The sequence below is a fragment of the Vogesella alkaliphila genome, from assembly GCF_014652475.1.
Lineage (GTDB): Bacteria > Pseudomonadota > Gammaproteobacteria > Burkholderiales > Chromobacteriaceae > Vogesella > Vogesella alkaliphila.
On record NZ_BMYW01000008.1, the window covers coordinates 118,064 to 140,265 of the forward strand.

Consider the following 22,202-nt stretch of genomic DNA (forward strand, 5'->3'; position numbering starts at 1 on the left):
GCTTTTTCTTGTACGGGCCGTCTCTGGGCGCTGGCTGCGGCCAAGCTTGCGCAAGGTTGGCCGCAAGGGTGGGATCAGAAGAACAGCACGGTGAGCAGCAGGAAGGTCGGGATCAGGAAGGCACAGGCCCAGCCGATGTAGCCGAAGAAGCTCGGCATCACCACGCCGCGCTCTTCCGCGATCGCCTTCACCATGAAGTTGGGCGCGTTGCCGATATAGCTGTTGGCGCCCATGAACACCGCACCCATCGAGATCGCCAGCAGGGTGTTGGCGCCGGCGCCCATCAGCTGCTGCGCGTCGCCGCCGGCGAGGTTGAAGAACACCAGGTAGGTCGGCGCATTGTCGAGGAAGCTGGACAGCGCACCGGTGAGCCAGAAGTAGGCGACATTGACCGGGGTGCCGTCGGGGGCGGTCACCATGCGCACCAGGCCGGCGAAGGCGCCGTCCGGGCCGGCCTTCAGCATCGCCAGCACCGGGATCATGCTGATGAAGATGCCGGCGAACAGCTTGGCCACCTCCAGCATCGGCGCCCAGTTGAAGGCGTTGGCCTCGCGGCAGTGGCGCGGCGTCAGCTTCAGCGACAGCCCCGCCATCGCCAGCAGCAGCAGGTCGCGCACCACGTTCTGCAGCTCGATGTCGAGGCCGTACACCTGCCACACCACGCCCGGCTGCCACACGCCGGACAGCAGCACCGCGACCACCACGCCGCCCAGCAGCAGGAAGTTGAGCTTGCCCTCGATGCGCAGCGGGCTGTCCGGAGTCGGGTCGCGCGCCAGCGTCTGCGCGCTTTCCTTGCGGTAGAAGTAGCTGTCCAGTACGAAGAACACCAGCAGCAGGATCAGGCTGGCGCTGAACATCGGCGCCAGCATGTGCTCCATGGTCCAGCCGAAGCCGACGCCCTTGAGGAAGCCGAGGAACAGCGGCGGGTCGCCCAGCGGCGTCAGCGAGCCGCCGATATTGGCGACCAGGAAGATGAAGAACACGAACACGTGGGTCTTGTGGCGGCGGTTGTCGTTGGCGCGCAACAGCGGGCGGATCAGCAGCATCGAGGCGCCGGTGGTGCCGGTGAAGCTGGCCAGCACGGTGCCGGTGGCCAGCACGCCGCTGTTGAGCAGCGGCGAGCCGTGCAGGTTGCCGTTGATGAAAATGCCGCCGGCGACGGTGAACAGCGCCACCAGCAGGATGATGAACGGCACGTACTCCAGCACCATGGTGTGCAGGATGTCGTGGCTGACGCCGGCCAGGCCATGGTTGGCCGCAAACGGCAGCACGAAGGCCAGTGCCCAGCCGGCGGCGATCTTGCCGAAGTGGTGGTGCCAGACGGCCGGGGCCAGCAGCGGCATCAGGGCAATGCTTAACAGCAGGCCGGCAAAGGGCACGGCCCACAGCATGGACAGTTCTGCGCCATTGACGCTGGCGTGAGCCAGCGACGGCAGCAGCGTCAGCGCCAGGGGCAGCGCAGGACGTAGCAAGCGGGGTAGGGACATGTTCAACTCTGGGTTTTGCAGGAGGCGCTGCGCTTCCGGCGATCGCGCGCACCCTTGATTGTTATGGCTCGTGCCTGGGCAACCGGAAAACGGCAATTGTAACCGCCGCATCCGTCGCCGCGCCATCGGGAACTTCCCTGCAAAACAAAACGACCAGCCGCAGGGCTGGTCGTTGTGGGGTGGCCGCGTCGGCGTTTAGCCGAACAGCTTGCTGACGTCCTTCGCCTCCCAGTGCGGGAAGTGCTTGCGCACCAGCGCGTTGAACTCGATCTCGAACGCGCGCAGGCGGGCGAGGTCGCTCTGGTCCTGGCTGCTGCTGTCCACCGCCACCGCGCCGCGGATCATGCCGGCGCCGGCGGTGCCGTTGGACAGGCGGTCGATGACGATGAAGCTGCCGGTGGCGCGGCAGTCTTTATAGGCGTCGAACACCACCGGCGCGGTGAAGGCGATGCGCACCAGGCCGATCTCGTTCAGCTGCAGCTTTTCCGCCTCGAACGCGTCCAGCGTGTTCACGTCCACGCGGTGCACGATGCGCTCGACGCGGCCGGTGACGTTCTTGCCGGCCAGCTTGAAGCCGTAGTCCTTGCCCACCACCAGCGGGTTCTCGTCCATCCACACCAGGTGCGCCTCGATGGCCTGGCTGACCGTCGGCGCCGTCTCGTCGGCGCGCACGATCATGTCGCCGCGCGAGATGTCGATCTCGTCGGCCAGCGTCAGGGTGATGGCCTGGCCGCTGCGCGCTACATCAAGATCACCTTCGTACACCACCACGCTTTCCACCGTGCTCTGTTTGCCGGACGGCAGCGCGACGATGCGGTCGCCGGGGTGGATCTCGCCGCTGGCCACGGTGCCGCAGAAGCCGCGGAAGTCCAGGTTCGGGCGGTTCACGTACTGCACCGGCAGGCGGAAGGCGCTCTGCGCCACGTCGTGGTCGATCTCGACGCTGTCGAGGATGCCCATCAGCGTCTGGCCGCCGTACCACGGCGTGCGCTCGCTGGCGGTGACCACGTTGTCGCCGCGCAGCGCCGAGATCGGCACGAAGCGGATGTCGGCGATGTCGAGGTTGGCCGCAAAGGCCAGGTACTCGTCGCGGATGCGATTGAACACCGCCTCGTCGAAGTCGAGCAGGTCCATCTTGTTGATGGCCACCACCACGTGCTTGATGCCCAGCAGGCTGACGATGTAGCTGTGGCGGCGGGTCTGCGTCTGCACGCCGTAGCGGGCGTCGATCAGGATCACCGCCAGGTTGCAGGTCGAGGCGCCGGTGGCCATGTTGCGGGTGTACTGCTCGTGGCCCGGGCAGTCGGCGATGATGAACTTGCGGCGGTCGGTGCTGAAGTAGCGGTAGGCGACGTCGATGGTGATGCCCTGTTCGCGCTCGGCCTGCAGGCCGTCCACCAGCAAGGCGAGGTCGATCTCCTCGTCGGTGGTGTTGTACTTTTTCGAGTCGCGCTGGATCGCCGCCAGCTGGTCTTCGAAGATCAGCTTGGAGTCGTGCAGCAGGCGGCCGATCAGCGTGGATTTGCCGTCGTCGACGTTGCCGCAGGTGATGAAGCGCAGCAGGTCCTTGTTTTCGTGTTGCTTCAGGTACGCCAGGATGTCGCTGGCGATCAGGTCGGATTGGTGTGCCATGAGCGTCGTGCCTTGCATCAGCAAGGTTGGCCGCATGCGGCCAACCTTTGAACATTCGGTAGGGGAAAGAAAAGGCGCTGCGGCTTAGAAGTAGCCTTCCATCTTCTTCTTCTCCATCGAGCCGGACGAGTCGTGATCGATCACGCGGCCCTGGCGTTCGGAGGTCTTGGTCAGCAGCATTTCCTGGATCACTTCCGCCAGCGTGGTGGCTTCCGACTCCACCGCGCCGGTCAGCGGATAACAGCCGAGGGTGCGGAAGCGGACCTTCTTGGTCTCGATCTTCGCCTTTTCCTCGTCGCTGAGGTACTGCAGGATGCGGTCGTCGTCGATCATGATCAGCGTGCCGTCACGCTCGATCACCTTGCGCTCGGCGGCGAAGTACAGCGGCACGATCTCGATGTTCTCGAGGAAGATGTACTGCCAGATGTCCAGCTCGGTCCAGTTTGACAGCGGGAACACGCGGATCGACTCGCCCTTGTTGATCTTGGCGTTGTAGATGTTCCACAGTTCCGGACGCTGGCTTTTCGGGTCCCAGCGGTGGTTCTTGTCGCGGAAGGAGTACACGCGCTCCTTGGCGCGCGATTTTTCCTCGTCGCGGCGGGCGCCACCGAAGGCGGCGTCGAACTTGTACTTGTTCAGCGCCTGCTTCAGGCCTTCGGTCTTCATCACGTCGGTGTGCTTGGCACTGCCGGCGGTGAACGGGTTGATGTTGGCGTCGACGCCTTCCTGGTTGACGTGGACGATCAGGTCCCAGCCGTATTCCTTCGCTTGCTTGTCGCGCAGCGCGATCATGTCGCGGAATTTCCAGGTGGTATCCACGTGCATCAGCGGGAAGGGCGGCCGGCCGGGGGCAAAGGCCTTTTGTGCCAAATGCAGCATCACCGCCGAATCCTTGCCGATGGAGTACAGCATCACCGGGTTGTCAAACTCGGCGGCGACTTCACGGATGATGTGGATGGACTCGGCTTCAAGTTGCTTGAGGTGAGTCAGCCTCTCCTGACTGATATTCATCTTTGCGCTCAATTCTCTGGCTGTTGGCATCGTCGGCAGCGTCCCTGCCGTGCCGGGGATTCCGACAGTTGAACTGTACCGGAGCGCGGACGCAGCCAGAAAGACTGATTTTATATATCAATATGCGATATCGAGAGCAAAAAGAATGGCAAGGTGGGAATATCGAGGCGGAAACAAAAACACCACCCGAAGGTGGTGTTTTTGCTGAATCTGGCGTCCCCACGGGGAATCGAACCCCGGCCGCCGCCGTGAAAGGGCAGTGTTCTAACCGCTAAACTATAGGGACTGAATTGTGTGGTGCACCCGGAGCGATTCGAACGCCCGACCCTTTGGTTCGTAGCCAAATACTCTATCCAACTGAGCTACGGGTGCAACTTGGCGTCCCCACGGGGAATCGAACCCCGGCCGCCGCCGTGAAAGGGCAGTGTTCTAACCGCTAAACTATAGGGACGCTGTGGTGGTGCACCCGGAGCGATTCGAACGCCCGACCCTTTGGTTCGTAGCCAAATACTCTATCCAACTGAGCTACGGGTGCACTGTTCTCGTTTGCTGTTGCTTGCGAGAGACGCGAACTATACGGATGACGCCGCCGCCTGTCAAGCCTGTGGCGGCATTTTCTTTTGCCGGCCGTGCCTTGTGCGGCGGCAATGTGTCATTGCCGTGCGGTACGGGTGTTGTCCGGCGCCGTGGCGGCCGGGTCGTTGCTGCGCCACGGGTTGATGTCCAGCCCGCCGCGGCGGGTATAGCGCGCGTACACGGTCAGCCTGCTCGGCGCGCAGGCGCGCAGCACGTCGACGAAGATGCGCTCCACGCACTGCTCGTGGAATTCGTTGTGCTGGCGGAAGCCGATCAGGTAGCGCAGCAGCGTCTCGCGGTCGATCTGCGGGCCGGTGTAGCTGATCTGCACGCTGCCCCAGTCCGGCTGGCCGGTGACCAGGCAGTTGGATTTCAGCAGCTGCGAGGTGAGCACCTCGCTGACCACGTTGGCCGCATCGGCCTTGAGCGCGTCAGGGCAGGGGGCGTAGTTGTCCACCTCGATGTCCAGCTCGTCGATGCTCTCGCCGGCCAGTTCCACGATCCGCTCGCGGCCGAACTCGGCGGGGGAGAGCAGGCTGACGGTCACCTTGCCGCCGGCGGCGTTGGACAGGTCCAGTTCCAGCTGCGCGGCTACCTGCTGCCAGCTGGCGATGCGGGTCTGGTTGTAGCTGTTCAGGTATAGCTTGAACGACTTGGATTCGATCAGTCGCGGGCTGTCGCCCGGGATGCGGAAGGTGGCGATGGCGACCTGCGGCTTGCCCTTGCCGTTCAGCCACGACACTTCGTAGCCGGTCCACAGGTCGACGCCGGCAAACGGCAGCGCGCCCTCGGCGACGCCGATCTCGTCGCGCTTTTGCTGGCGCGCGATCGGGAACAGCAGGCTGGCGTCGTACTGGTCCTGGTAGTCCACCTTCTTGCCCAAGGGCGAGAATTCCGGGGTGTAAGTCGGGTTCATGGTCATTCCTCATGCTGCGGCCGAACCGGCAAGGTTGGCCGCAAGACTGGCTGCCGCCCCGCGTAGCGACGGGGTGGCGTTATCGTTATAGTGCGCGGCGCATGAACTGGCGCGGACGCATGCCCATGGCGAACAGGCTGCCGAAGTAGGCGCCGGCGCCGGTCAGCACCAGCAGCGTCAGCCACAGCGCGCGCTGCCAGCTGTGGCCGTGCCAGTCGATGCTGAAACCGTACTGGATGGCCAGTAGCGCGCCGGCCATCACCGCGCAGGCCAGCAGCAGCCTGGCGATGAAGCCGCCCCAGCCGGCGTCCGGCTTATAGATGCCGTGTTTCTTCAGCTGGTAGTAGAGCAGGCCGGCGTTCAGGCAGGAGGCGAGGCCGATGGACAGCGCCAGGCCGGCGTGCGCCAGCGGGCCGATGAACACCAGGTTCATCAACTGGGTAGCGATCAGCGTGGTGATGCCGATCTTCACCGGGGTCTTGATGTTCTGCCGCGCGTAGAAGCCGGGCGCCAGCACCTTTACCACGATCAGGCCGGTGAGGCCGACCGCGTAGGCGATCAGCGCCTGCTGCGTCATCAGCGCGTCGTGGGCATTGAACTTGCCGTACATGAACAGCGTGGCGATCAGCGGCTTGGACAGCACCGCCAGCCCCACCGCCGACGGCACCGCCAGCAGCAGCGACAGGCGGATGCCCCAGTCCAGCAGGTGGCTGAACTCCTCGCGCGCCTCGTCGCCGCGGGCAGCGTACTTGGACAGCGACGGCAGCAGGATGGTGCCCAGCGCCACGCCCAGCACGCCGGTGGGGAATTCCATCAGCCGGTCGGCGTAGTACATCCACGAAACGCTGCCGGAGGCGAGGAAGGAGGCGAAGATGGTATTGATCACCAGCGACACCTGGGCGATGGACACCCCCAGGATCGCCGGGCCCATCTGGCGCACCACGCGCCACACCGCCGCATCGCGCAGCGCCAGCCGCGGCAGCGGCAGCATGTCCAGCTTCTTCAGGTGCGGCAGCTGGTAGAGCAGTTGCGCGATGCCGCCGATGAACACCGCCCAGCCCAGCACCAGCACCGGCGGGTCGAAGTAGGGTGTCAGCAGCAGCGCGCACAGGATGAAGGATACGTTCAGCAGCGTCGGCGTGAACGCCGGCACCGAGAAGCGGTTCCAGGTGTTGAGCACGCTGCTGGCCAGCGACGACAGCGAAATGAACAGGATATAAGGAAAGGTGATGCGCAGCAGGTCGCTGGTCAGCGCCATCTTGCCGGCATCGTCGGCAAAACCGGGGGCGGAGATCCAGATGATCCACGGTGCGGCCAACATGCCCAGCGCGGTCACCACCGTCAGCACGATGGTCAGCGTGCCGGTGACGTGAGACAGGAACAGCCGGGTGGCGGCTTCGCCACGCTGCTCCTTGTATTCCGCCAGCACCGGCACGAAGGCCTGCGAGAACGCGCCTTCGGCAAAAATGCGACGCAGCAGATTGGGCAGCTTGAAGGCGACAAAGAAGGCGTCGGTGGCCATGCCGGCGCCGAAAACACGCGCGATGATGGCGTCGCGCACGAAGCCGAGCACGCGCGAAACCAGGGTCATGCTGCTGACTTTTGCCAGTGCTTTGAGTAAATTCATGCTTTACCGAACGGGTTGATGACGCTTTTATCGAGGGGCGTAGTTTACGCGGGAGGTATTGTTGTTGCAAAACGTGATCTTAGGCCTTAAAATCTGCCGTTTCAGATTCAGCTCATCAGGAGAATTCCATGGCTAATAGCGCACAAGCTCGCAAGCGTGCACGCCAGGCCCTTAAGCAGCGCGCGCACAACGCAAGCCTGCGTACGGCCTTCCGTACCGCCGTTAAGAAAGTGATCAAAGCAATCGAAGCCGGCGACAAGGCTGCAGCAAACACTGTGTTCCTCGCGTCCGTTAAAGTGATTGATCGTCTGGCTGACAAAGGCGTGTACCACAAGAACAAGGCAGCTCGCCACAAGAGCCGCCTGTCTGCCCACATCAAGGCCATGGCTGCCTGATCCGGGTTTGACGCAAGAATACGCAAAGGCTCCGCAAACGCGGAGCCTTTTGCGTTTCTGCGTGGTCTACCGTGCTTTGTTCCAGAATTGCGGGTGAGTCGATGAAGTTGTTGCCGCCAGTGTTGTTGCTGTTAGCCAGTCAAGTCCATGCCGATGAGGCGCTGTCACCGTTCCGGCACTGCCGTGCCATCCTGGCGGACGCCGAGCGCCTAGCCTGTTTCGACGCGCTGCTGCCGCCGGCGCCCTTGCTGCTGCCGTCGGAGCTGTCGGCCGCGCCGGCCAGCCCGCCGGCGGCGACAACGTTGGCCGCAAACGAGCTGCCGCAGCTGGAGGCGGCACCGGTGGCGGCCGATGCCGACACGCCGCCGCCCGCGCCGCGCTTCTCCGCCTCGGGTCTCGCCCGGCAGTGGGATCTGGACGAGGACAACAAGCTGGGCACCTTCGTGCTGCGCGCGCACCAGCCGACCTACATCCTGCCGCTGTGGCAGCTGTTCTCGCCCAATTCGCAGCCGTCGTCGCCGACGCAGGAGCCGGTGCGCCTGTTCGGCACCAAGCTCAGCAACGTCGAAACCAAGTACCAGCTCTCGTTCAAGAGCAAGCTGTGGCAGAACGTGCTCGGCACGCCGGCCGACCTGTGGTTCGGCTACACCCAGCAGTCGCACTGGCAGATGTACAACAAGGGGCAGTCGTCCCCGTTCCGCGAGACCGACTACGAGCCGGAGGTGATGCTGACCGCGCCGCTGCCGGCGCACTGGACGTGGCAGGGCTGGCGCCTGCGCATGGCCGGGGTCGGCGTGGTGCACCAGTCCAACGGGCAGACCGATCCGCTGTCGCGCAGCTGGAACCGGGTCTACGTGATGGCCGGCGCGGAGAAAGGCAACCTCAGCCTGACCGGACGCTGGTGGTACCGGCTGCCGGAATCCCGCGCCGATGACGACAATCCCGACATTACCAAATACATGGGCCGCGGCGACGTGCAGGCGGTGTACCGCTGGAACGACCACACCCTCGGCGGCCGCGTGCGCTACAACCCGCTGCACGGCAAGGGCGCGCTGCAGCTGGACTGGACCTTCCCGGTGGCCGGGCGGCTGCGCGGCTACGTGCAGGGGTTTTCCGGCTACGGCGAAAGCCTGCTCGACTACAACCACCATTCGCGCGGGCTCGGTATCGGCCTGATGCTGACCGACTGGCTGGCCAACTGAGGCGCGATGGCAGAACGCAAGCGGCGGGCGGCGGAAGTGATCCGTCGCCCGCCGCTTCGTCTTGGTGTGGGATTACAGCTGCACGTCGCCGCTGAGCAGCGCGGCGGCCTCGCGCGCCATTTCACCTTCCTCATCGGTGGCGATGACATAGGCGTGGCGGGTGCTATGCGGCGTGGTGATGCGCTGCGAGCGGGCAAGGTTGGCCGCAAGGTCGACCTCGAAGCCTAGCCAGGACAGCTGCTTCAGGATGCGGGCGCGGATCTCCGGCGAGCGCTCGCCGATGCCGGCGGTGAACACCACCGCGTCCAGTCCCTTCATCGCGGTGGCCAGCGACGCCACTTCGCGCGCGGCGCGGTAGCAGAACAGCTCGATGGCCTCCTTCGCAGCCGGCTCCTTGCTGGCCAGCAGCTCGCGCATGTCGGCAGACAGGCCGGACACGCCGAGCAGGCCGCTGTGCTTGTACAGCTCCTGCCGTACCTGCGCGATGTCCATGCCCTCGTGTTCCAGCCAGTACAGCACCACTTCCGGATCCAGGTTGCCGGGACGGCTGCCCATCATCAGGCCGTCGACCGCGGAAAAGCCCATGCTGGAAGCGATGCTGCGGCCGTCGTGGATGGCGCAGGCACTGGCGCCGCTGCCCAGATGGCAGACCACCACGCGCTGGCTGGCCAGCGCCATGTCGCCCAGCCGCCGCGCGATGGACGCGTAGGACAGGCCGTGGAAACCGTAGCGGCGGATGCCCTGCTCGTGCCAGTGGCGGGCGATGCCGAAGCGGGTGGCGACCTCGGGTTGGCCGCAATGGAAGGCGGTGTCGAAGCAGGCGATCTGGGTCAGCCGGCTGTCCAGCCGCGCGAAGGCGCTCATCACGGCCAGGCTGGCCGGCTGGTGCAGCGGTGCCAGCGGGATCAGCTCCGCCAGGTGGTCGACCACTTCCGGGGTCAGCACCACCGGGCTGGTGTAGCGGTCGCCGCCGTGCACCACGCGGTGCGCCACCGCCACCGCTTCCAGTCCCTTGTCGGCGAGGATGTTGAGCACCGCCGCCACCGCCTCGTCGCGGCCGCTGCCGGCCAGCGTCACCCGCGTCTGGCGGCCGCCGTAGTCCAGCTCCAGGCTGGCGCCGGCGGCACCGAAACGGTCGACGAGGCCGCGTGCCAGCAGCTGCACGCCGTCCGGCTGGTAGGCGCGGAATTTCAGCGTGGCGGAGCCGGCATTGATGGCGATGAGAGCCTTGCCCATTGCTTATCCTTTTTTGTAGGCGGCAAAAACGTTGGCCACCGCCGCCGAGGCCAGCCGTCCGGCCGCATCGTCGGCACGGCTGGTCAGCACGATGGGCACCCGGGCGCCCATCACGATGCCGGCACTGGCGGCGGCTGCCAGATAGGTCAGCTGCTTGGCCAGCATATTGCCCGATTCTAGGTCCGGCACCAACAGGATGTCCGGCTCGCCGGCCACCGCCGAGTCGATGCCCTTGGTGTCGGCCGCCGCGTGCGAGATGGCGTTGTCGAAGGCCAGCGGACCGTCGAGCAGCGCGCCGCGGATCTGGCCGCGGTCGGCCATCTTGCACAGCGCCGCCGCGTCCAGCGTGGCGCGCATCGCCGGGTTGATGGTTTCCACCGCCGCAAGGATCGCCACTTTCGGCTGCGCCACGCCGAGGGCGTGGGTCAGGTCGATGGCGTTCTGGCAGATGTCGCGCTTGGTCATCAGGTCCGGCTCGATGTTGATGGCGGCATCGGTGATGAACAGGTAGCGCGGGTAGCTTTCCACCTTCATCACGAACACGTGGCTGATGCGGCGGTCGGTACGGATGCCCTTGTTGCGGTCCAGCACCGCGCTCATGAACTCGTCGGTGTGCAGGCTGCCCTTCATCAGGCTGTCGGCACGGCCGTCACGCACCAGCGCCACCGCGCGCTCGGCGGCGGCGTGGCTGTGCTCGGCGTCGATCACCTCGAAGCGGCCGAGGTCGATGTCCATGCCGGCGGCCAGCTTGAGCAGCTTGGCGCGCGGCGCGATCAGGATGGGGGTGGCGATGCCGTGCTCGGCGGCCTCGACCGCGCCCAGCAGCGCTTCCGGGCTGCAGGGGTGGGCCACCGCCATCGGCTGCGGGCCGTTGGCGGTGGCCTGGCTGATGATGTCGCTGAATGCGTGTGCGTCGCGGATCATGATGTCGGTCCTCAGGCCATGATGTTGAAGCCGCCATCGACGTAGGTGACCTCGCCGGTCAGCGCGCGGGCGGCGTCGGAGGCGAGGAAGGCGCAGGTGTTGCCGACGTCCTCGATGTCCACCAGCCGGTTTTGCGGCGCGCGGGCGATGGCGTCGTCGATCAGCTGGTCGAAGTGGGCGATGCCGCTGGCGGCACGGGTCTTCAGCGGACCTGGCGAGATGGTGTGCACGCGGATGCCTTTCGGGCCCAGCTCGTGTGCCATGTAGCGGGTGGTGCTTTCCAGCGCCGCCTTCACCGGCCCCATGATGTTGTAGTTCTCGACCACCTTGTCGGCGCCGTGATAGCTCATGGTGATCAGCGCGCCGCCGTTCTTCATCAGCGGCTCGGCCAGGCGCGCCATCTCGATGAAGGAGTAGCAGGACACGCGCATCGCCTGCAGGAAGCCGTCGCGAGAGCAGTCGGTGACGCGGCCGTGCAGGTCGTCCATCGGGCAGAAGGCGATGGAGTGCACCACGAAGTCGAGCTGGCCCCAGGTTTCGCCGATCGCGGCGAACACCTGCTCCAGCTGGCCGTCAGCCTGCACGTCCAGCGGCAGGATCAGCGGTGCGGCCAAGCCTTCGGCCAGCGGGCGCACGAATTTTTCCGCCTTCTCGTTGAGGTAGGTGATGGCGACTTCGGCGCCCTGTTCCCGCATGATCTTGGCGCAGCCGTAGGCGATGCTGTGCTCGTTGGCGATACCGACTATCAGGCCGCGTTTGCCGGCGAGGGGCAGGTGGGATGGGCTCATGCTGATCAACTCCTGTTGGCTAGGGTAAGGATGACGCTGGCGGCAAAGCATCGCGCAGGCGTGTTGCAATGCAGTGAAGCGAGCGTTTTCTATTGTTCTATCAGTCGGATATAATCATCCGTTTACTTGGCGAGCTACTTGATCGCCAACGCTTGTGACCCCATTATCATGCAGCGTTTTATTGCAGCAAGTTTTGATGCACTGCAATATTCAATCGCATTATGTCATCGTCTTTGTTTGTGGAGTGCTAAAACATGCCGATTTACGAATACCGCTGTGATGCCTGTGGCGTGCAGAACGAACATCTGCAGAAGATGAGCGATGCGGCGCTGACCGATTGCCCGTCCTGCGGCAGCCAGCGCTACAACAAGGTACTGACTGCGGCCGGCTTCCAGCTCAAGGGCAGCGGCTGGTACGTTACCGATTTCAAGAACAGTGGCAGCGGTCCGGCTTGCGGTAGCGGCGGTTGCGGAAGTGGCGGATGTGCCTGAGATACCGATGAAACATATCAAAATGACCTTGCGCGGCTACCTGATCGCCGGTTTGCTGATCTGGCTGCCGATTGCCATCACGCTGTGGGTGCTGAACCTGATCATCGGCACCCTGGACCAGACCGTGAACGTGCTGCCGCAAGGCTGGCGTCCGGAAAGCCTGTTCGGCTTCGACATCCCGGGCCTAGGCGTGGTGCTGGCGTTCGCGGTGCTGCTGGGCACCGGCTTCATGGCGGCCAACGTGCTCGGCCAGCGCCTGCTCGACCTGTGGGAGCTGGTGCTGACGCGCACGCCGGTGGTGAAAACCATCTACAACAGCGTGAAGCAGGTCAGCGACACCCTGCTGTCCGACTCCGGCCAGGCCTTCCGCAAGGCGCTACTGGTGCGCTTCCCGCACCAGAACGCGTGGACCATCGCCTTCCAGACCGGCGCGCCGTCCGGCGAGGTGAAGCAGCAGCTGGGCGAGGGCGAGTTCGTCAGCGTCTACGTGCCGACCACGCCGAACCCGACCTCCGGCTACTTCATCATCGTGCCGAAGCAGGACACGCGCGAGCTGGACATGTCGGTGGACGCGGCGCTGAAATACGTCATTTCCATGGGCGTTGTTGCGCCCGGTGCCCCCGATAGTGAAAAACGCAAGTAAAATGCGTTATTGAATGCACTCAGCAGAGGCCGGTCGTCCCGCCTCTGCCTTTGTTTTTATTAAAAGAATCTTCGAAATTTAAGGCTAAAAGGCTTCTGCATGAGAACCGACTACTGCGGCTTGATTGATAAAAAATTCCTCGGCCAGACCGTTACGGTCAAGGGCTGGGCCCATCGTCGTCGTGACCACGGCGGCGTGATCTTCATCGACCTGCGCGACCGTGAAGGCCTGGTGCAGGTGGTGATCGATCCGGACACCCCGGACGCGTTCCAGACCGCCGACAGCACCCGTAACGAATTCGTGCTGGCCATCACCGGCATCGTGCGCGAGCGCCCGGCCGGCACCGCCAACAGCAAGATGATCTCCGGCGAGATCGAGATCCTGGCTAAAAACATCGAGATCCTGAACAGCGCGGCCACGCCGCCGTTCCAGATCGACGACGAGAACCTGTCCGAGAACGTGCGCCTGACCAACCGCGTGATCGACCTGCGCCGCCCGGCGATGCAGAAGAACCTGCGCCTGCGCTACCGCGTGGCGATGGGCGTGCGCAACCACCTGGACAAGCAGGGCTTCATCGACATCGAAACCCCGATGCTGACCCGCTCCACCCCGGAAGGCGCCCGCGACTACCTGGTGCCGTCCCGCGTGCATCCGGGTGAATTCTTCGCGCTGCCGCAATCGCCGCAGCTGTTCAAGCAGCTGCTGATGGTGGCCGGTTTCGACCGCTACTACCAGATCACCAAGTGCTTCCGTGACGAAGACCTGCGTGCCGACCGCCAGCCGGAATTCACCCAGATCGATATCGAGACCTCGTTCCTGAACGAGGACGAGATCATGGACATCACCGAGAACATGACGCAGGAGATCTTCCGCGACGTGATGGGCGTGGAGCTGGGCAAGTTCCCGCGCATGGCCTACAACGACGCGATGTTCTACTACGGCTCCGACAAGCCGGACATGCGCGTGAGCCTGAAATTCACCGAACTGACCGATCTGATGAAGACCGAGGAGTTCAAGGTGTTCCGTGGCGCAGCCGACATGGCGAACGGCCGCGTGGTCGCGCTGCGCGTACCGGGTGGTGCCGCGCTGTCGCGCAAGGACATCGACGACTACACCCAGTTCGTCGGCATCTACGGCGCCAAGGGCCTGGCCTACATCAAGGTCAACGACAAGAGCAAGATCACCAACGACGAAAACAGCGGCCTGCAGTCGCCTATCGTCAAGTTCCTGTCGGTTGACGCGCTGAACGAAATCATGGCGCGTACCGGTGCCGACAACGGCGACATCATCTTCTTCGGCGCCGACAAGGCCAAGGTGGTGAACGAGGCCATCGGCGCGCTGCGCATCAAGATCGGCCACGAGCGCGGCGAAGCCGGCGGCTACTTCGTCAAGGAGTGGCGCCCGCTGTGGGTGGTGGACTTCCCGATGTTCGAGCACGACGAAGACGCCGACCGCTGGACCGCCTGCCACCATCCGTTCACCAGCCCGAAACCGGGCCACGAGGACCTGATGGACACCGATCCGGGTGCCTGCATCGCGCGCGCCTACGACATGGTGCTGAACGGCTGGGAAATCGGCGGCGGTTCGGTACGTATCCACCGCGCCGACATCCAGGAAAAGGTGTTCGCCGCGCTGAAGATCAGCCCGGAAGAACAGCAGAACAAGTTCGGCTTCCTGCTGGACAACCTGAAGTTCGGCGCGCCGCCACACGGCGGCCTGGCCTTCGGTCTGGACCGTCTGGTGACGCTGATGTGCGGCGCCGAGTCGATCCGCGACGTGATCGCGTTCCCGAAAACCCAGCGTGCTCAGTGCCTGCTGACCAATGCACCGAACGCGGTGGACGAGAAGCAGCTGAAGGAACTGAACCTGCGCATGCGCCAGAAGGCCGAGCCGGCCGCCTAAGGTTGGCCGCAAGGCAACAACAGCAAACGGGAGCCGCGGCTCCCGTTTTTTCATGCGCCGCGCGGCGGCTTACGCCTGCGCCGGCTCGTCCGCGGGGGTGTCCGTGTCGGACGGCAGCGCCGGTTGCTGCCGGCAGCCGATCACCACCAGCGAGGCGTCGTCCAGGTGCGGCTGCTGCTGCAGGTGCTGCTGCAACGCGGCGGCGATCCGCGCCGCGGTGTCGTGCCCGCGTGCCGCGCGGGCTGCCTGCAGCACGCCGTCCTCGCCGAACTGCTGCTGCGCCGCGTTGCGCGCCTCGGTGACGCCGTCGGAGCAGACGATGATCTCGCCGTCGTGTTGCCACTGGTACTGCTCCTGCTGTGGTTCGAACGCCTCAGGCGGCAGCGTGCCCAGCGGCGGGTGGGTGGAGCGGAAGACCTTCTCCAGTTCGCCGTGCCGGTTGAGGAAGCTGCAGCAGGGAATGCCGCCGTTCCACACCGTGATGCGCCGGCTGCGGTAGTCGACGGCGAGCAGCGCGGCGGCGACGAAGTGGCCGGTGGGCAGGGTCTGGTGCAGCTTGCGGTTGATCGCCCCGGCGATGTCGCCGATGCCGGCGCCGCGTTGGGTCATGGTGTGGAAGGTGTCGATCGCCGGCAGGCAGCAGATGGCCGCCACCAGCCCGTGGCCGGTGCTGTCGGCCAGCATCACGTGGTCGGCGCCGGACGGCGAACGCGCGATGCAGATCACGTCGCCGCTGAGGTGCACCGCCGACTTCAGCCAGCTGTGGATATTGTGCTGCTGCGCATTGGCGGCGGTGTTGAAGCTTTCCAGCACATGCTGCGCCAGGCTGTGCTCCTGCTGGGTGGTGGCGTAGTACTGTTCCAGCTGGCGCTTGCTGTCGGCGAGGCGCGCCTGCATGTCGATCACGCGCTGCAGGCTGCCGATCTTGGCCGACAGCAGCGGCAGCTTGACCGGCTTGACCAGGTAGTCGTCGCCGCCGGCCTCCAGCCCGTGCAGGTAGTCGGCGTCCTCGTTCAGCGCCGACAGGAACACGATGGGAATCCACTGCCCGGCCAGTTGCGCCCGGATGTGGCGGGTGGCGCTGAAGCCGTCCATCACCGGCATCAGAATGTCCATCAGGATCATGTCCGGCATGCTGGCGCGGCAGTAGTCCACCGCTTCCTGGCCATTGCTGGCGGTGACCGGCAGGTGGCCCAGCTCGCGGATGAAGCGGGCCAGCGTGGTGCGGTGCAGGCTGACATCGTCTACCACCAGTATGGTCAGCTGTTTGCTCATGGTCGTTTCGCGGCGGGTGGTTGAAAGGGGCGGGGCGGCGGTGCTCGTCCCTGCCGTATTTTAATCCAGATTGCGGCCAACGTTATCTGCTTTGCATGGCGGCTTGCCGCGCAGGCCGGCGTGCACGGGCAGCGTGGTGATTGCCCGCCTTAATGGCGGCAATTTGGATATTCAATTGGCAGCTGGCGCCGCCGCTGATTTATAAACGTGCCAGTTTGCGGACCACCGTCCGCAGGATGACACCTAACCGAACTCCAAGGAGAATCACATGGCCGTACTTGTAGGCAAACAGGCACCGTTCTTTGCAGGCGAAAAAACCTTCTCCGCCGTACTGGGCGATGGTCAGATTGTTGACAACTATTCCTTCCGCCAGGCGACTGAAGGCAAATACGCCGTGGTGTTCTTCTACCCGCTGGACTTCACCTTCGTGTGCCCGTCCGAGCTGATCGCCTTCGATCACCGCCTGGCCGAGTTCAAGGCCCGCAACGTGGAAGTGATCGGCGTGTCCATCGACAGCCAGTTTTCGCACGCCGCATGGCGCAACACCCCGGTGGAAAAGGGCGGCATCGGCCAGGTGGGCTACACCCTGGTGGCCGACATCCAGCACGAGCTGTGCCAGGCCTTCGACGTGGAAGCCGACGGCGGCGTGGCCTTCCGTGGCTCCTTCCTGATCGACAAGTCCGGCGTGGTACAGCACCAGGTGGTCAACAACCTGCCGCTGGGCCGCAACGTGGACGAGATGCTGCGCATGGTCGACGCGCTGCAGTTCACCGAAGAGCATGGTGAAGTGTGCCCGGCCGGCTGGAACAAGGGCAAGAAAGGCATGAAGCCGTCCGCCGAAGGCGTGGCTTCCTACCTGGCCGAAAACGCCGCCGCGCTGTAATCACAGCCAGCCCGCGCCAGCCCAAGGTTGGCCGCAATCATCAAGCCCTGCACCGCGTGCAGGGCTTTTTGCATTCAGTGGCGTGCCAGCATGTGGCGCAGCGCGCCGGCCTGCAGGGCCACCGTCAGCAGCGCTGCCCCGCCGCACAGCCACCACAGCGTGGCACCACCCAGCGTGCCGTAGATCCAGGTGCCGAGCGCCGGCGCATACAGCGTGCGGCCACTCCACGCGGCGGAGTAGACGCCGAGGTAGCGGCCGCGTTGCCGGCCTTCCGAGCACTGCATCACGATCACCGACCAGGTCGGCGACAGCAGCAGCTCGCCGACGGTCAGCACCAGCATCGCCAGCAGTGCCCACGGTGCACCGGAACCGGCATTCAGCAGGCAGAAACTCAGGCCGATGCCGAGTACCCCGAGGTGCGAACAGCGCGCCAGGCCCCAGCGCTGGATGTGCTGCGCGATCGGCACCTGCAGCAGCACCACCAGCACGCCGTTGAGGGTGAACAGGTAGCCGATCCACTGCGGTCCCAGCCGGTAGTGCTCGCGCAGGAACATGCCCAGCGTGCCGTACATCTGGTCGAATACCGCCATGATCAGCAGCTGCCCGGCGATGAAGCGCAGAAAGGCGGCATCCTGCCAGGGAGACAGCCCCTGCCGGGCAAGGTGGGCCGCGGCGGCGGGCGGCGGCGCCGGAACGCGGTAATGGCGGTAGGCCCACCCCATCCAGGCGCAGGCGCACAGGCTGCTGACGCCCTGGGCGATAAACACCCACTGGTAACCGTACACCGCCAGCAGACCGCCGCTGATGCCGGCCAGCGAGACGCCGAGATTGAACGCCACCCGGTACAAGCCTTGCGCGGTGGCCCGCTGGGCCGGCGCGCACGGCTCCAGCACCAACCGCATATTGCCGGGGCGGAAGCCGCCGTCGGCCAGCCCGGTCAGCAGCAACAGCGGCACGAAACCCCACACCGGCAGCGGCAGCGCCAGCGACATGGTCAGCAGCCCGCTGGCCAGCAGCAGGCCGCGGCACAGCCGGCGCGTATCCTGCCGGTCGGACAGCGCGCCGCCGGCATAGGCACCGACAAAGCAGCCCAGGCCGTAGCAGCCCATCAGCAGGCCGATCTGGCCGTAGGGCAGGCGGTAGTGCTCCAGAAAATAGAGCGGCAGGAACAGCTTGGCGATGCCGCCCATGGTGTTGATCAGGGTGGCGACGATCTGGAGGTAGACGCCGGCGGGCAGGCCGCGGAACGGGGAGAGCAGGCGCTGGGCGAGCGCGGCGGCAACGGCGGGCATGGGAAATCCTTGTGGCAGGGCGGCAGCGGGCGGACAGCCGGATGGGCCGCCGCCGTCACAAGGTTAACCTTTATGTCATGAAGTGTGGCAAAAGCCTGAAAAACGTTGCGTTCGCCACAAGAAACAGTAATTCCTGCTATTTTCTCGCGATTAGCGGCGTCAGCGCCGGCAGCACGTTGCGCACCATGCGCGGCTGCGCCTCGGCGACCGGGTGGATGCCGTCGCCCTGGAACAGCGCCAGATCCTGCTCGAAGCCGGCCACCAGCAGCGGCACCAGCGGCACCTTGTGCCGGCGCGCCACTTTGTCATACACCTGCCGGAACTTGGCGCCGTAATCGGGGCCATAATTGGGGGGCAGCGCCATGCCGATCAGCAGCACCCGCGCCCCGGCGCGCTGGGCCAGGCGGACCATGGCGGACAGGTTGTCCTGCATCGCCGCCAGCGGCAGGCCGCGCAGGCCGTCGTTGCCGCCCAGCTCCAGGATCAGCACGTCCGGGCGCTGTTGCCGCAGCACCGCCGGCAGCCGGGCCAGGCCACCGGCGGTGGTCTCGCCGGACAGGCTGCTGTTGACGACCTGGTGCGTGCTGCCCAGTTGTTGTTGCAACAGCCTGACCCAGCCCTGCTCCGGGCGCAGGCCATAGGCGGCGGACAGGCTGTCGCCGAACACCACGATACGCGCGGCGTGCGCCAGATGCGGCGCCAGCAGCAAGGCAACCAGCAGAAAGCAGCGATAAAGCATGAATCCCTCTCCAGAAAATAACGTGATCCTGCGCGCCGACGCGCTGGCGCGCCAGGTCGACTACCACGGTCAGACGCTGACCATCTTGCACCAAGCCAGCCTCAGTGTCGCCGCCGGCGAGAGCGTCGCCATCGTCGGCGCCTCCGGCAGCGGCAAATCCACGCTGCTTGCCATTCTGGCAGGGCTGGATCCGGCAAGTTCCGGCGAGGTGTGGCTGGACGGCCAGGCGCTGTCGGCGCTGGACGAGGACGGCCGCGCGCTGCTGCGCCGCGACAGGGTCGGCTTCGTGTTCCAGAACTTCCAGCTGATGCCGCAATTCACCGCGCTGGAAAACGTGATGCTGCCGCTGGAGCTGGCCGGGCGTAGCGATGCCCGCGCCGCCGCCAGCGCCATGCTGCAGCGCGTCGGCCTCGGCCACCGTCTCGATCACTACCCGCGTCACCTGTCCGGCGGCGAACAGCAGCGGGTGGCGCTGGCGCGGGCCTTCGTGGTGCGGCCAACCTTGCTGTTTGCCGACGAGCCGACCGGCAACCTCGATCCGGCCACCGGGCGGCAGGTGATCGAGCTGCTGTTCCAGCTCAACGCCGAGGCCGGCACCGCGCTGGTGCTGGTCACCCACGACACCGCGCTGGCGTCGCGCTGCGCCGCGGTCTACCGCCTCAACGACGGCCGCCTGCAGCGGGAGGCGACATGAGCCGGCTGTCGCTGCAGATGGGCTGGCGCCTGTTGCGGCGCGAGCTGCGCGCCGGCGAGCTGACGGTGCTGCTGCTGGCGCTGCTGGTGGCGGTGACGGCGATGAGCAGCGTCGCCTTCTTTTCCGACCGCATCGAGCAGGCGCTGACGCGGCAGGCCAGCCAGCTGTTGGCCGCCGACCTGGTGTCCAACGGCAACCGGCCGCCGCCGGACGCGTGGCGGCGGCATGCGGCGCAGCGCGGCCTGCAGCAGGCGGAGAGCGCCACCTTTCCGTCCATGGTGTTCGCCCGCGAGCAGGCGGTGCTGGCGACGCTGAAGGCGGTCACCGCCGGCTATCCGCTGCGCGGCGAGGTGCAGCTGCGCACGCCGCGGGGTGTGCAGGAGGGCCGGCTGGCGCCGGCGCCGGGCGAGCTGTGGGCCGATACGCGGCTGCTGCAGAAGCTGGGCCTGCGTCTGGGCGACAGCGTGCGCCTGGGCAACGTCAGCCTGCGCCTGAGCGCGGAGCTGCTGCGCGAGCCGGACGGCGCGATGGACCTGTACAACTTCATCCCGCGCGCGCTGTTCAACCACGCCGATCTGGCCGCCACCGGCCTGGTCCAGGACGGCAGCCGCGTGCGCTACCGGCTGATGGTGGCCGGCGATGCCGCCAGCGTGGCCGGCTACCGCCAGTGGCTGGCGCCGCGGCTGGACCAGCGCACGCGGCTGGAGGATGTCGAGGAGGCGCGGCCGGAGGTGAGGTCGGCGCTGGAGCGGGCGCGGCGCTTTCTCGGCCTGACCGCGCTGCTGTCGGTGCTGCTGTCGGCGGCGGCGGTGGCGCTGGCGGTGCGCCGCTACCTGGCGCGGCACTGGCAGAGCGTGGCGGTGATGCGCGCGCTGGGGCAGACCGGCGGCGAGGTGGCGCTGGTGTGGGGCAGCCTGTTCCTGTGGCTGGCGCTGGTGGCCGGCGTGCTCGGCACCGTCGCCGGTTACGGCGTGCAGGCCGGCCTGCTGCGGTTGGCGCAGCAGTGGCTGGGCAGCGGCCTGCCGGCACCGGCGCTCGCCGCCTGGCTGAGCGGGCCGTTGTCGGCGCTGATCTTGCTGGCCGGTTTCGCGCTGCCGCCGCTGCTGGCGCTGCGCCGCATTCCGGCGCTGGCGGTGCTGCGCGCGGACATGCCGACCTCCGGCCGTTCGCTGCCGGCGCCGCTCTTGGCCGTCCTGGCCCTGCTCGGGCTGGCGGCGTGGCAGGTCGGCGACGGCACGCTGGCGCTGTGGCTGCTGGGCGGGCTGGCCGGCTTCTTGCTGGCGGTCGGCCTGCTGGCCTGGGGCGTGGTGCGCCTGCTGCGCCGCGTGCCGCTGTCCGGGGCCGTCGGCTGGCGCCACGGTGCGGCCAACCTTGCGCGCCGGCCGTGGCTGGCGGTGATCCAGATCGCGGCGCTGTCGGTGAGCCTGATGGCGCTGCTGACGCTGACCGTGGTGCGCGACGACCTGATCGGCGCCTGGCAGAAATCCTTGCCGGCCGACGCGCCGGACTCGTTCCTGATCAATCTGCAGGCGCCGCAGCAGGCGACACTGGACACGCTGTTCGCCAGGGTTGGCCGCAGCGCGCCGCAGGCGGCGCCGATGACGCGGGCGCGGCTGCTGTCGATCAACGAGCGCGCGGTGAAGGGCAGCGACTACGCGGACGAGCGCGCGCAGCGGCTGGCCGAGCGCGAGTTCAACCTGTCGTGGCGCGCCGCGCCGCCGCCGGGCAACGGCTTCGCCGCCGGCAAGTGGTGGCCGGCGGGCAGCACGCAGCCGGCGTTCTCGGTGGAGCAGGGGCTGGCCGAGACGCTGGGCATCCGCATGGGCGACGTGCTGGCGTTCGACATCGCCGGCAAGCGCTGGCAGGCGCCGGTGACCAGCCTGCGCAAGGTGGCGTGGGACAGCTTCCAGCCCAATTTCTTCGTCATCGCGCCGCAGGGCTGGATGGGCGGCGAGAGCGCCAGCTACATCACCAGCTACCGCGCGCCGGACAAGGACTTTAACAACCGGCTGGTGGCGGCGCTGCCCAATGTGACGGTGATCGACATCAGCGTCATCGTGCGCGAGGTGAAGGCGGTGATCGGGCGCCTGGCGCTGGCGGTGGAAACCATGTTCAGCCTGGCACTGGCCGCCGGGGTGCTGGTGCTGTGGGCGGCGCTGGCCGCCACCCGCGACGAGCGGCAGTTCGACGTCGCGCTGCTGCGCGCGCTGGGCGCCTCGCGGCAGCAGGTGCGCGCGGTGATCCTCGCCGAGCTGGCGTGGCTGGGCGGCCTGACCGGGCTCCTGGCCGGCATCGGCGCGATGGCGATCGGCAGCCTGGTGGCGGTGCAGCTGTTCAACCTGCCGCTGGCGCCCAACCTGTGGCTGCCGCTGCTGGGCGCGCTGTGCGGCGGCGCGGTGGTCGGGCTTGCCGGCTGGCCGCTGCTGCGTAAAATCACGCGCACCCCGCCCACCGACATACTGCGCAACAGCTGACACAGGAGTGAAGGA

At 66.3% G+C, this 22,202-nt stretch carries 19 protein-coding genes and 4 tRNA genes; 8 read left to right on the forward strand and 15 right to left on the reverse strand.

The features are described 5' to 3' along the window. Window positions 1-74 precede the first annotated feature (74 nt). From IE100_RS12555 to murJ, 9 genes are all read right to left on the reverse strand, one after another. Window positions 75-1,487 carry a sodium:proton antiporter gene (locus IE100_RS12555; RefSeq protein ID WP_189374664.1) on the reverse strand — a complete coding sequence of 471 codons (1,413 nt, stop codon included), beginning with the start codon at window positions 1,485-1,487 and terminating at the stop codon, window positions 75-77. A gap of 195 nt (window positions 1,488-1,682) precedes the next feature. Continuing rightward, on the reverse strand, window positions 1,683-3,119 hold the full coding sequence (gene cysN, locus IE100_RS12560) for a sulfate adenylyltransferase subunit CysN (RefSeq protein ID WP_189374665.1): 1,437 nt from the start codon (window positions 3,117-3,119) through the stop codon (window positions 1,683-1,685). Window positions 3,120-3,203: 84 nt separating this feature from the next. Beyond that, window positions 3,204-4,130, reverse strand: a complete 927-nt coding sequence (gene cysD, locus IE100_RS12565) for a sulfate adenylyltransferase subunit CysD (RefSeq protein ID WP_189374667.1) — start codon at window positions 4,128-4,130, stop codon at window positions 3,204-3,206. 211 nt (window positions 4,131-4,341) lie between these two features. Then, window positions 4,342-4,416: transfer RNA gene (locus IE100_RS12570), tRNA-Glu, on the reverse strand. A 9-nt stretch (window positions 4,417-4,425) separates the two neighbouring features. Next, window positions 4,426-4,502: transfer RNA gene (locus IE100_RS12575), tRNA-Arg, on the reverse strand. Window positions 4,503-4,506: 4 nt separating this feature from the next. Beyond that, window positions 4,507-4,581, reverse strand: a tRNA-Glu gene (locus IE100_RS12580). Between the two features lie 7 nt (window positions 4,582-4,588). After that, a tRNA-Arg gene (locus tag IE100_RS12585) sits at window positions 4,589-4,665 on the reverse strand. 117 nt (window positions 4,666-4,782) lie between these two features. After that, window positions 4,783-5,622 carry an NADPH-dependent 7-cyano-7-deazaguanine reductase QueF gene (gene queF, locus IE100_RS12590; protein WP_268245230.1) on the reverse strand — a complete coding sequence of 280 codons (840 nt, stop codon included), beginning with the start codon at window positions 5,620-5,622 and terminating at the stop codon, window positions 4,783-4,785. 85 nt (window positions 5,623-5,707) lie between these two features. After that, on the reverse strand, window positions 5,708-7,249 hold the full coding sequence (gene murJ / locus IE100_RS12595; protein ID WP_189374671.1) for a murein biosynthesis integral membrane protein MurJ: 1,542 nt from the start codon (window positions 7,247-7,249) through the stop codon (window positions 5,708-5,710). 128 nt (window positions 7,250-7,377) lie between these two features. Between murJ and rpsT the strand changes: the two genes are divergently transcribed. Both rpsT and IE100_RS12605 read left to right on the forward strand, forming a co-directional pair. Continuing rightward, complete coding sequence (rpsT, locus tag IE100_RS12600) at window positions 7,378-7,644, forward strand: 30S ribosomal protein S20 (RefSeq protein ID WP_189374673.1); 267 nt, start codon at window positions 7,378-7,380, stop codon at window positions 7,642-7,644. A gap of 119 nt (window positions 7,645-7,763) precedes the next feature. Further along, the gene (locus IE100_RS12605; protein ID WP_229800372.1) at window positions 7,764-8,846 is read left to right on the forward strand and encodes a phospholipase A; all 1,083 of its coding nucleotides are present in this window, start codon (window positions 7,764-7,766) and stop codon (window positions 8,844-8,846) included. Window positions 8,847-8,918: 72 nt separating this feature from the next. Here IE100_RS12605 and IE100_RS12610 read toward each other — a convergent pair whose 3' ends face one another. From IE100_RS12610 to fabI, 3 genes are read right to left on the reverse strand one after another with little or no spacing between them, the layout of a single operon-like run. Next, entirely contained in the window at window positions 8,919-10,082 is a 1,164-nt protein-coding gene (locus tag IE100_RS12610; protein WP_189374676.1) for an acetate/propionate family kinase, read from the reverse strand. A gap of 3 nt (window positions 10,083-10,085) precedes the next feature. Then, entirely contained in the window at window positions 10,086-11,006 is a 921-nt protein-coding gene (locus IE100_RS12615; RefSeq protein ID WP_189374678.1) for a bifunctional enoyl-CoA hydratase/phosphate acetyltransferase, read from the reverse strand. Between the two features lie 11 nt (window positions 11,007-11,017). Then, window positions 11,018-11,794: an enoyl-ACP reductase FabI gene (fabI, locus tag IE100_RS12620; RefSeq protein WP_189374680.1), complete on the reverse strand. Its 777-nt coding sequence runs from the start codon at window positions 11,792-11,794 to the stop codon at window positions 11,018-11,020. Between the two features lie 254 nt (window positions 11,795-12,048). Between fabI and IE100_RS12625 the strand changes: the two genes are divergently transcribed. The 3 genes from IE100_RS12625 to aspS all read left to right on the forward strand — a co-directional run bounded on the left by IE100_RS12625 (window position 12,049) and on the right by aspS (window position 14,830). Then, window positions 12,049-12,285 (forward strand): FmdB family zinc ribbon protein, encoded by a 237-nt coding sequence (locus IE100_RS12625; protein WP_189374682.1) that lies wholly within the window; start codon window positions 12,049-12,051, stop codon window positions 12,283-12,285. A gap of 7 nt (window positions 12,286-12,292) precedes the next feature. After that, a complete protein-coding gene (locus IE100_RS12630; RefSeq protein ID WP_189374684.1) occupies window positions 12,293-12,928 on the forward strand; it encodes a DUF502 domain-containing protein in 636 nt (211 codons plus the stop codon). A 99-nt stretch (window positions 12,929-13,027) separates the two neighbouring features. After that, the gene (gene aspS, locus IE100_RS12635; protein ID WP_189374685.1) at window positions 13,028-14,830 is read left to right on the forward strand and encodes an aspartate--tRNA ligase; all 1,803 of its coding nucleotides are present in this window, start codon (window positions 13,028-13,030) and stop codon (window positions 14,828-14,830) included. Between the two features lie 69 nt (window positions 14,831-14,899). Here aspS and IE100_RS12640 read toward each other — a convergent pair whose 3' ends face one another. Continuing rightward, window positions 14,900-16,105, reverse strand: a complete 1,206-nt coding sequence (locus tag IE100_RS12640) for a fused response regulator/phosphatase (protein WP_189374687.1) — start codon at window positions 16,103-16,105, stop codon at window positions 14,900-14,902. A gap of 268 nt (window positions 16,106-16,373) precedes the next feature. Here IE100_RS12640 and IE100_RS12645 point away from each other — a divergent pair, with 268 nt between their 5' ends. After that, window positions 16,374-16,988, forward strand: coding sequence for a peroxiredoxin (locus tag IE100_RS12645; protein WP_189374689.1), 615 nt, complete (start codon window positions 16,374-16,376; stop codon window positions 16,986-16,988). A 74-nt stretch (window positions 16,989-17,062) separates the two neighbouring features. On the opposite strand, the gene IE100_RS12650 is transcribed toward IE100_RS12645, so the two are convergent. Together IE100_RS12650 and IE100_RS12655 are read right to left on the reverse strand one after the other, a co-directional pair. Continuing rightward, a complete protein-coding gene (locus IE100_RS12650) occupies window positions 17,063-18,280 on the reverse strand; it encodes an MFS transporter (protein ID WP_189374691.1) in 1,218 nt (405 codons plus the stop codon). Between the two features lie 136 nt (window positions 18,281-18,416). Further along, window positions 18,417-19,019, reverse strand: coding sequence for an arylesterase (locus tag IE100_RS12655; RefSeq protein WP_189374692.1), 603 nt, complete (start codon window positions 19,017-19,019; stop codon window positions 18,417-18,419). Between IE100_RS12655 and IE100_RS12660 the strand changes: the two genes are divergently transcribed. After that, window positions 19,018-19,713, forward strand: coding sequence for an ABC transporter ATP-binding protein (locus IE100_RS12660; protein WP_189353977.1), 696 nt, complete (start codon window positions 19,018-19,020; stop codon window positions 19,711-19,713). The two genes, IE100_RS12655 and IE100_RS12660, sit on opposite strands and share 2 nt — an antisense overlap. Next, entirely contained in the window at window positions 19,710-22,187 is a 2,478-nt protein-coding gene (locus tag IE100_RS12665) for an ABC transporter permease (protein WP_229800373.1), read from the forward strand. Before IE100_RS12660 ends, IE100_RS12665 begins: the two co-directional genes overlap by 4 nt. Window positions 22,188-22,202: the final 15 nt, after the last annotated feature.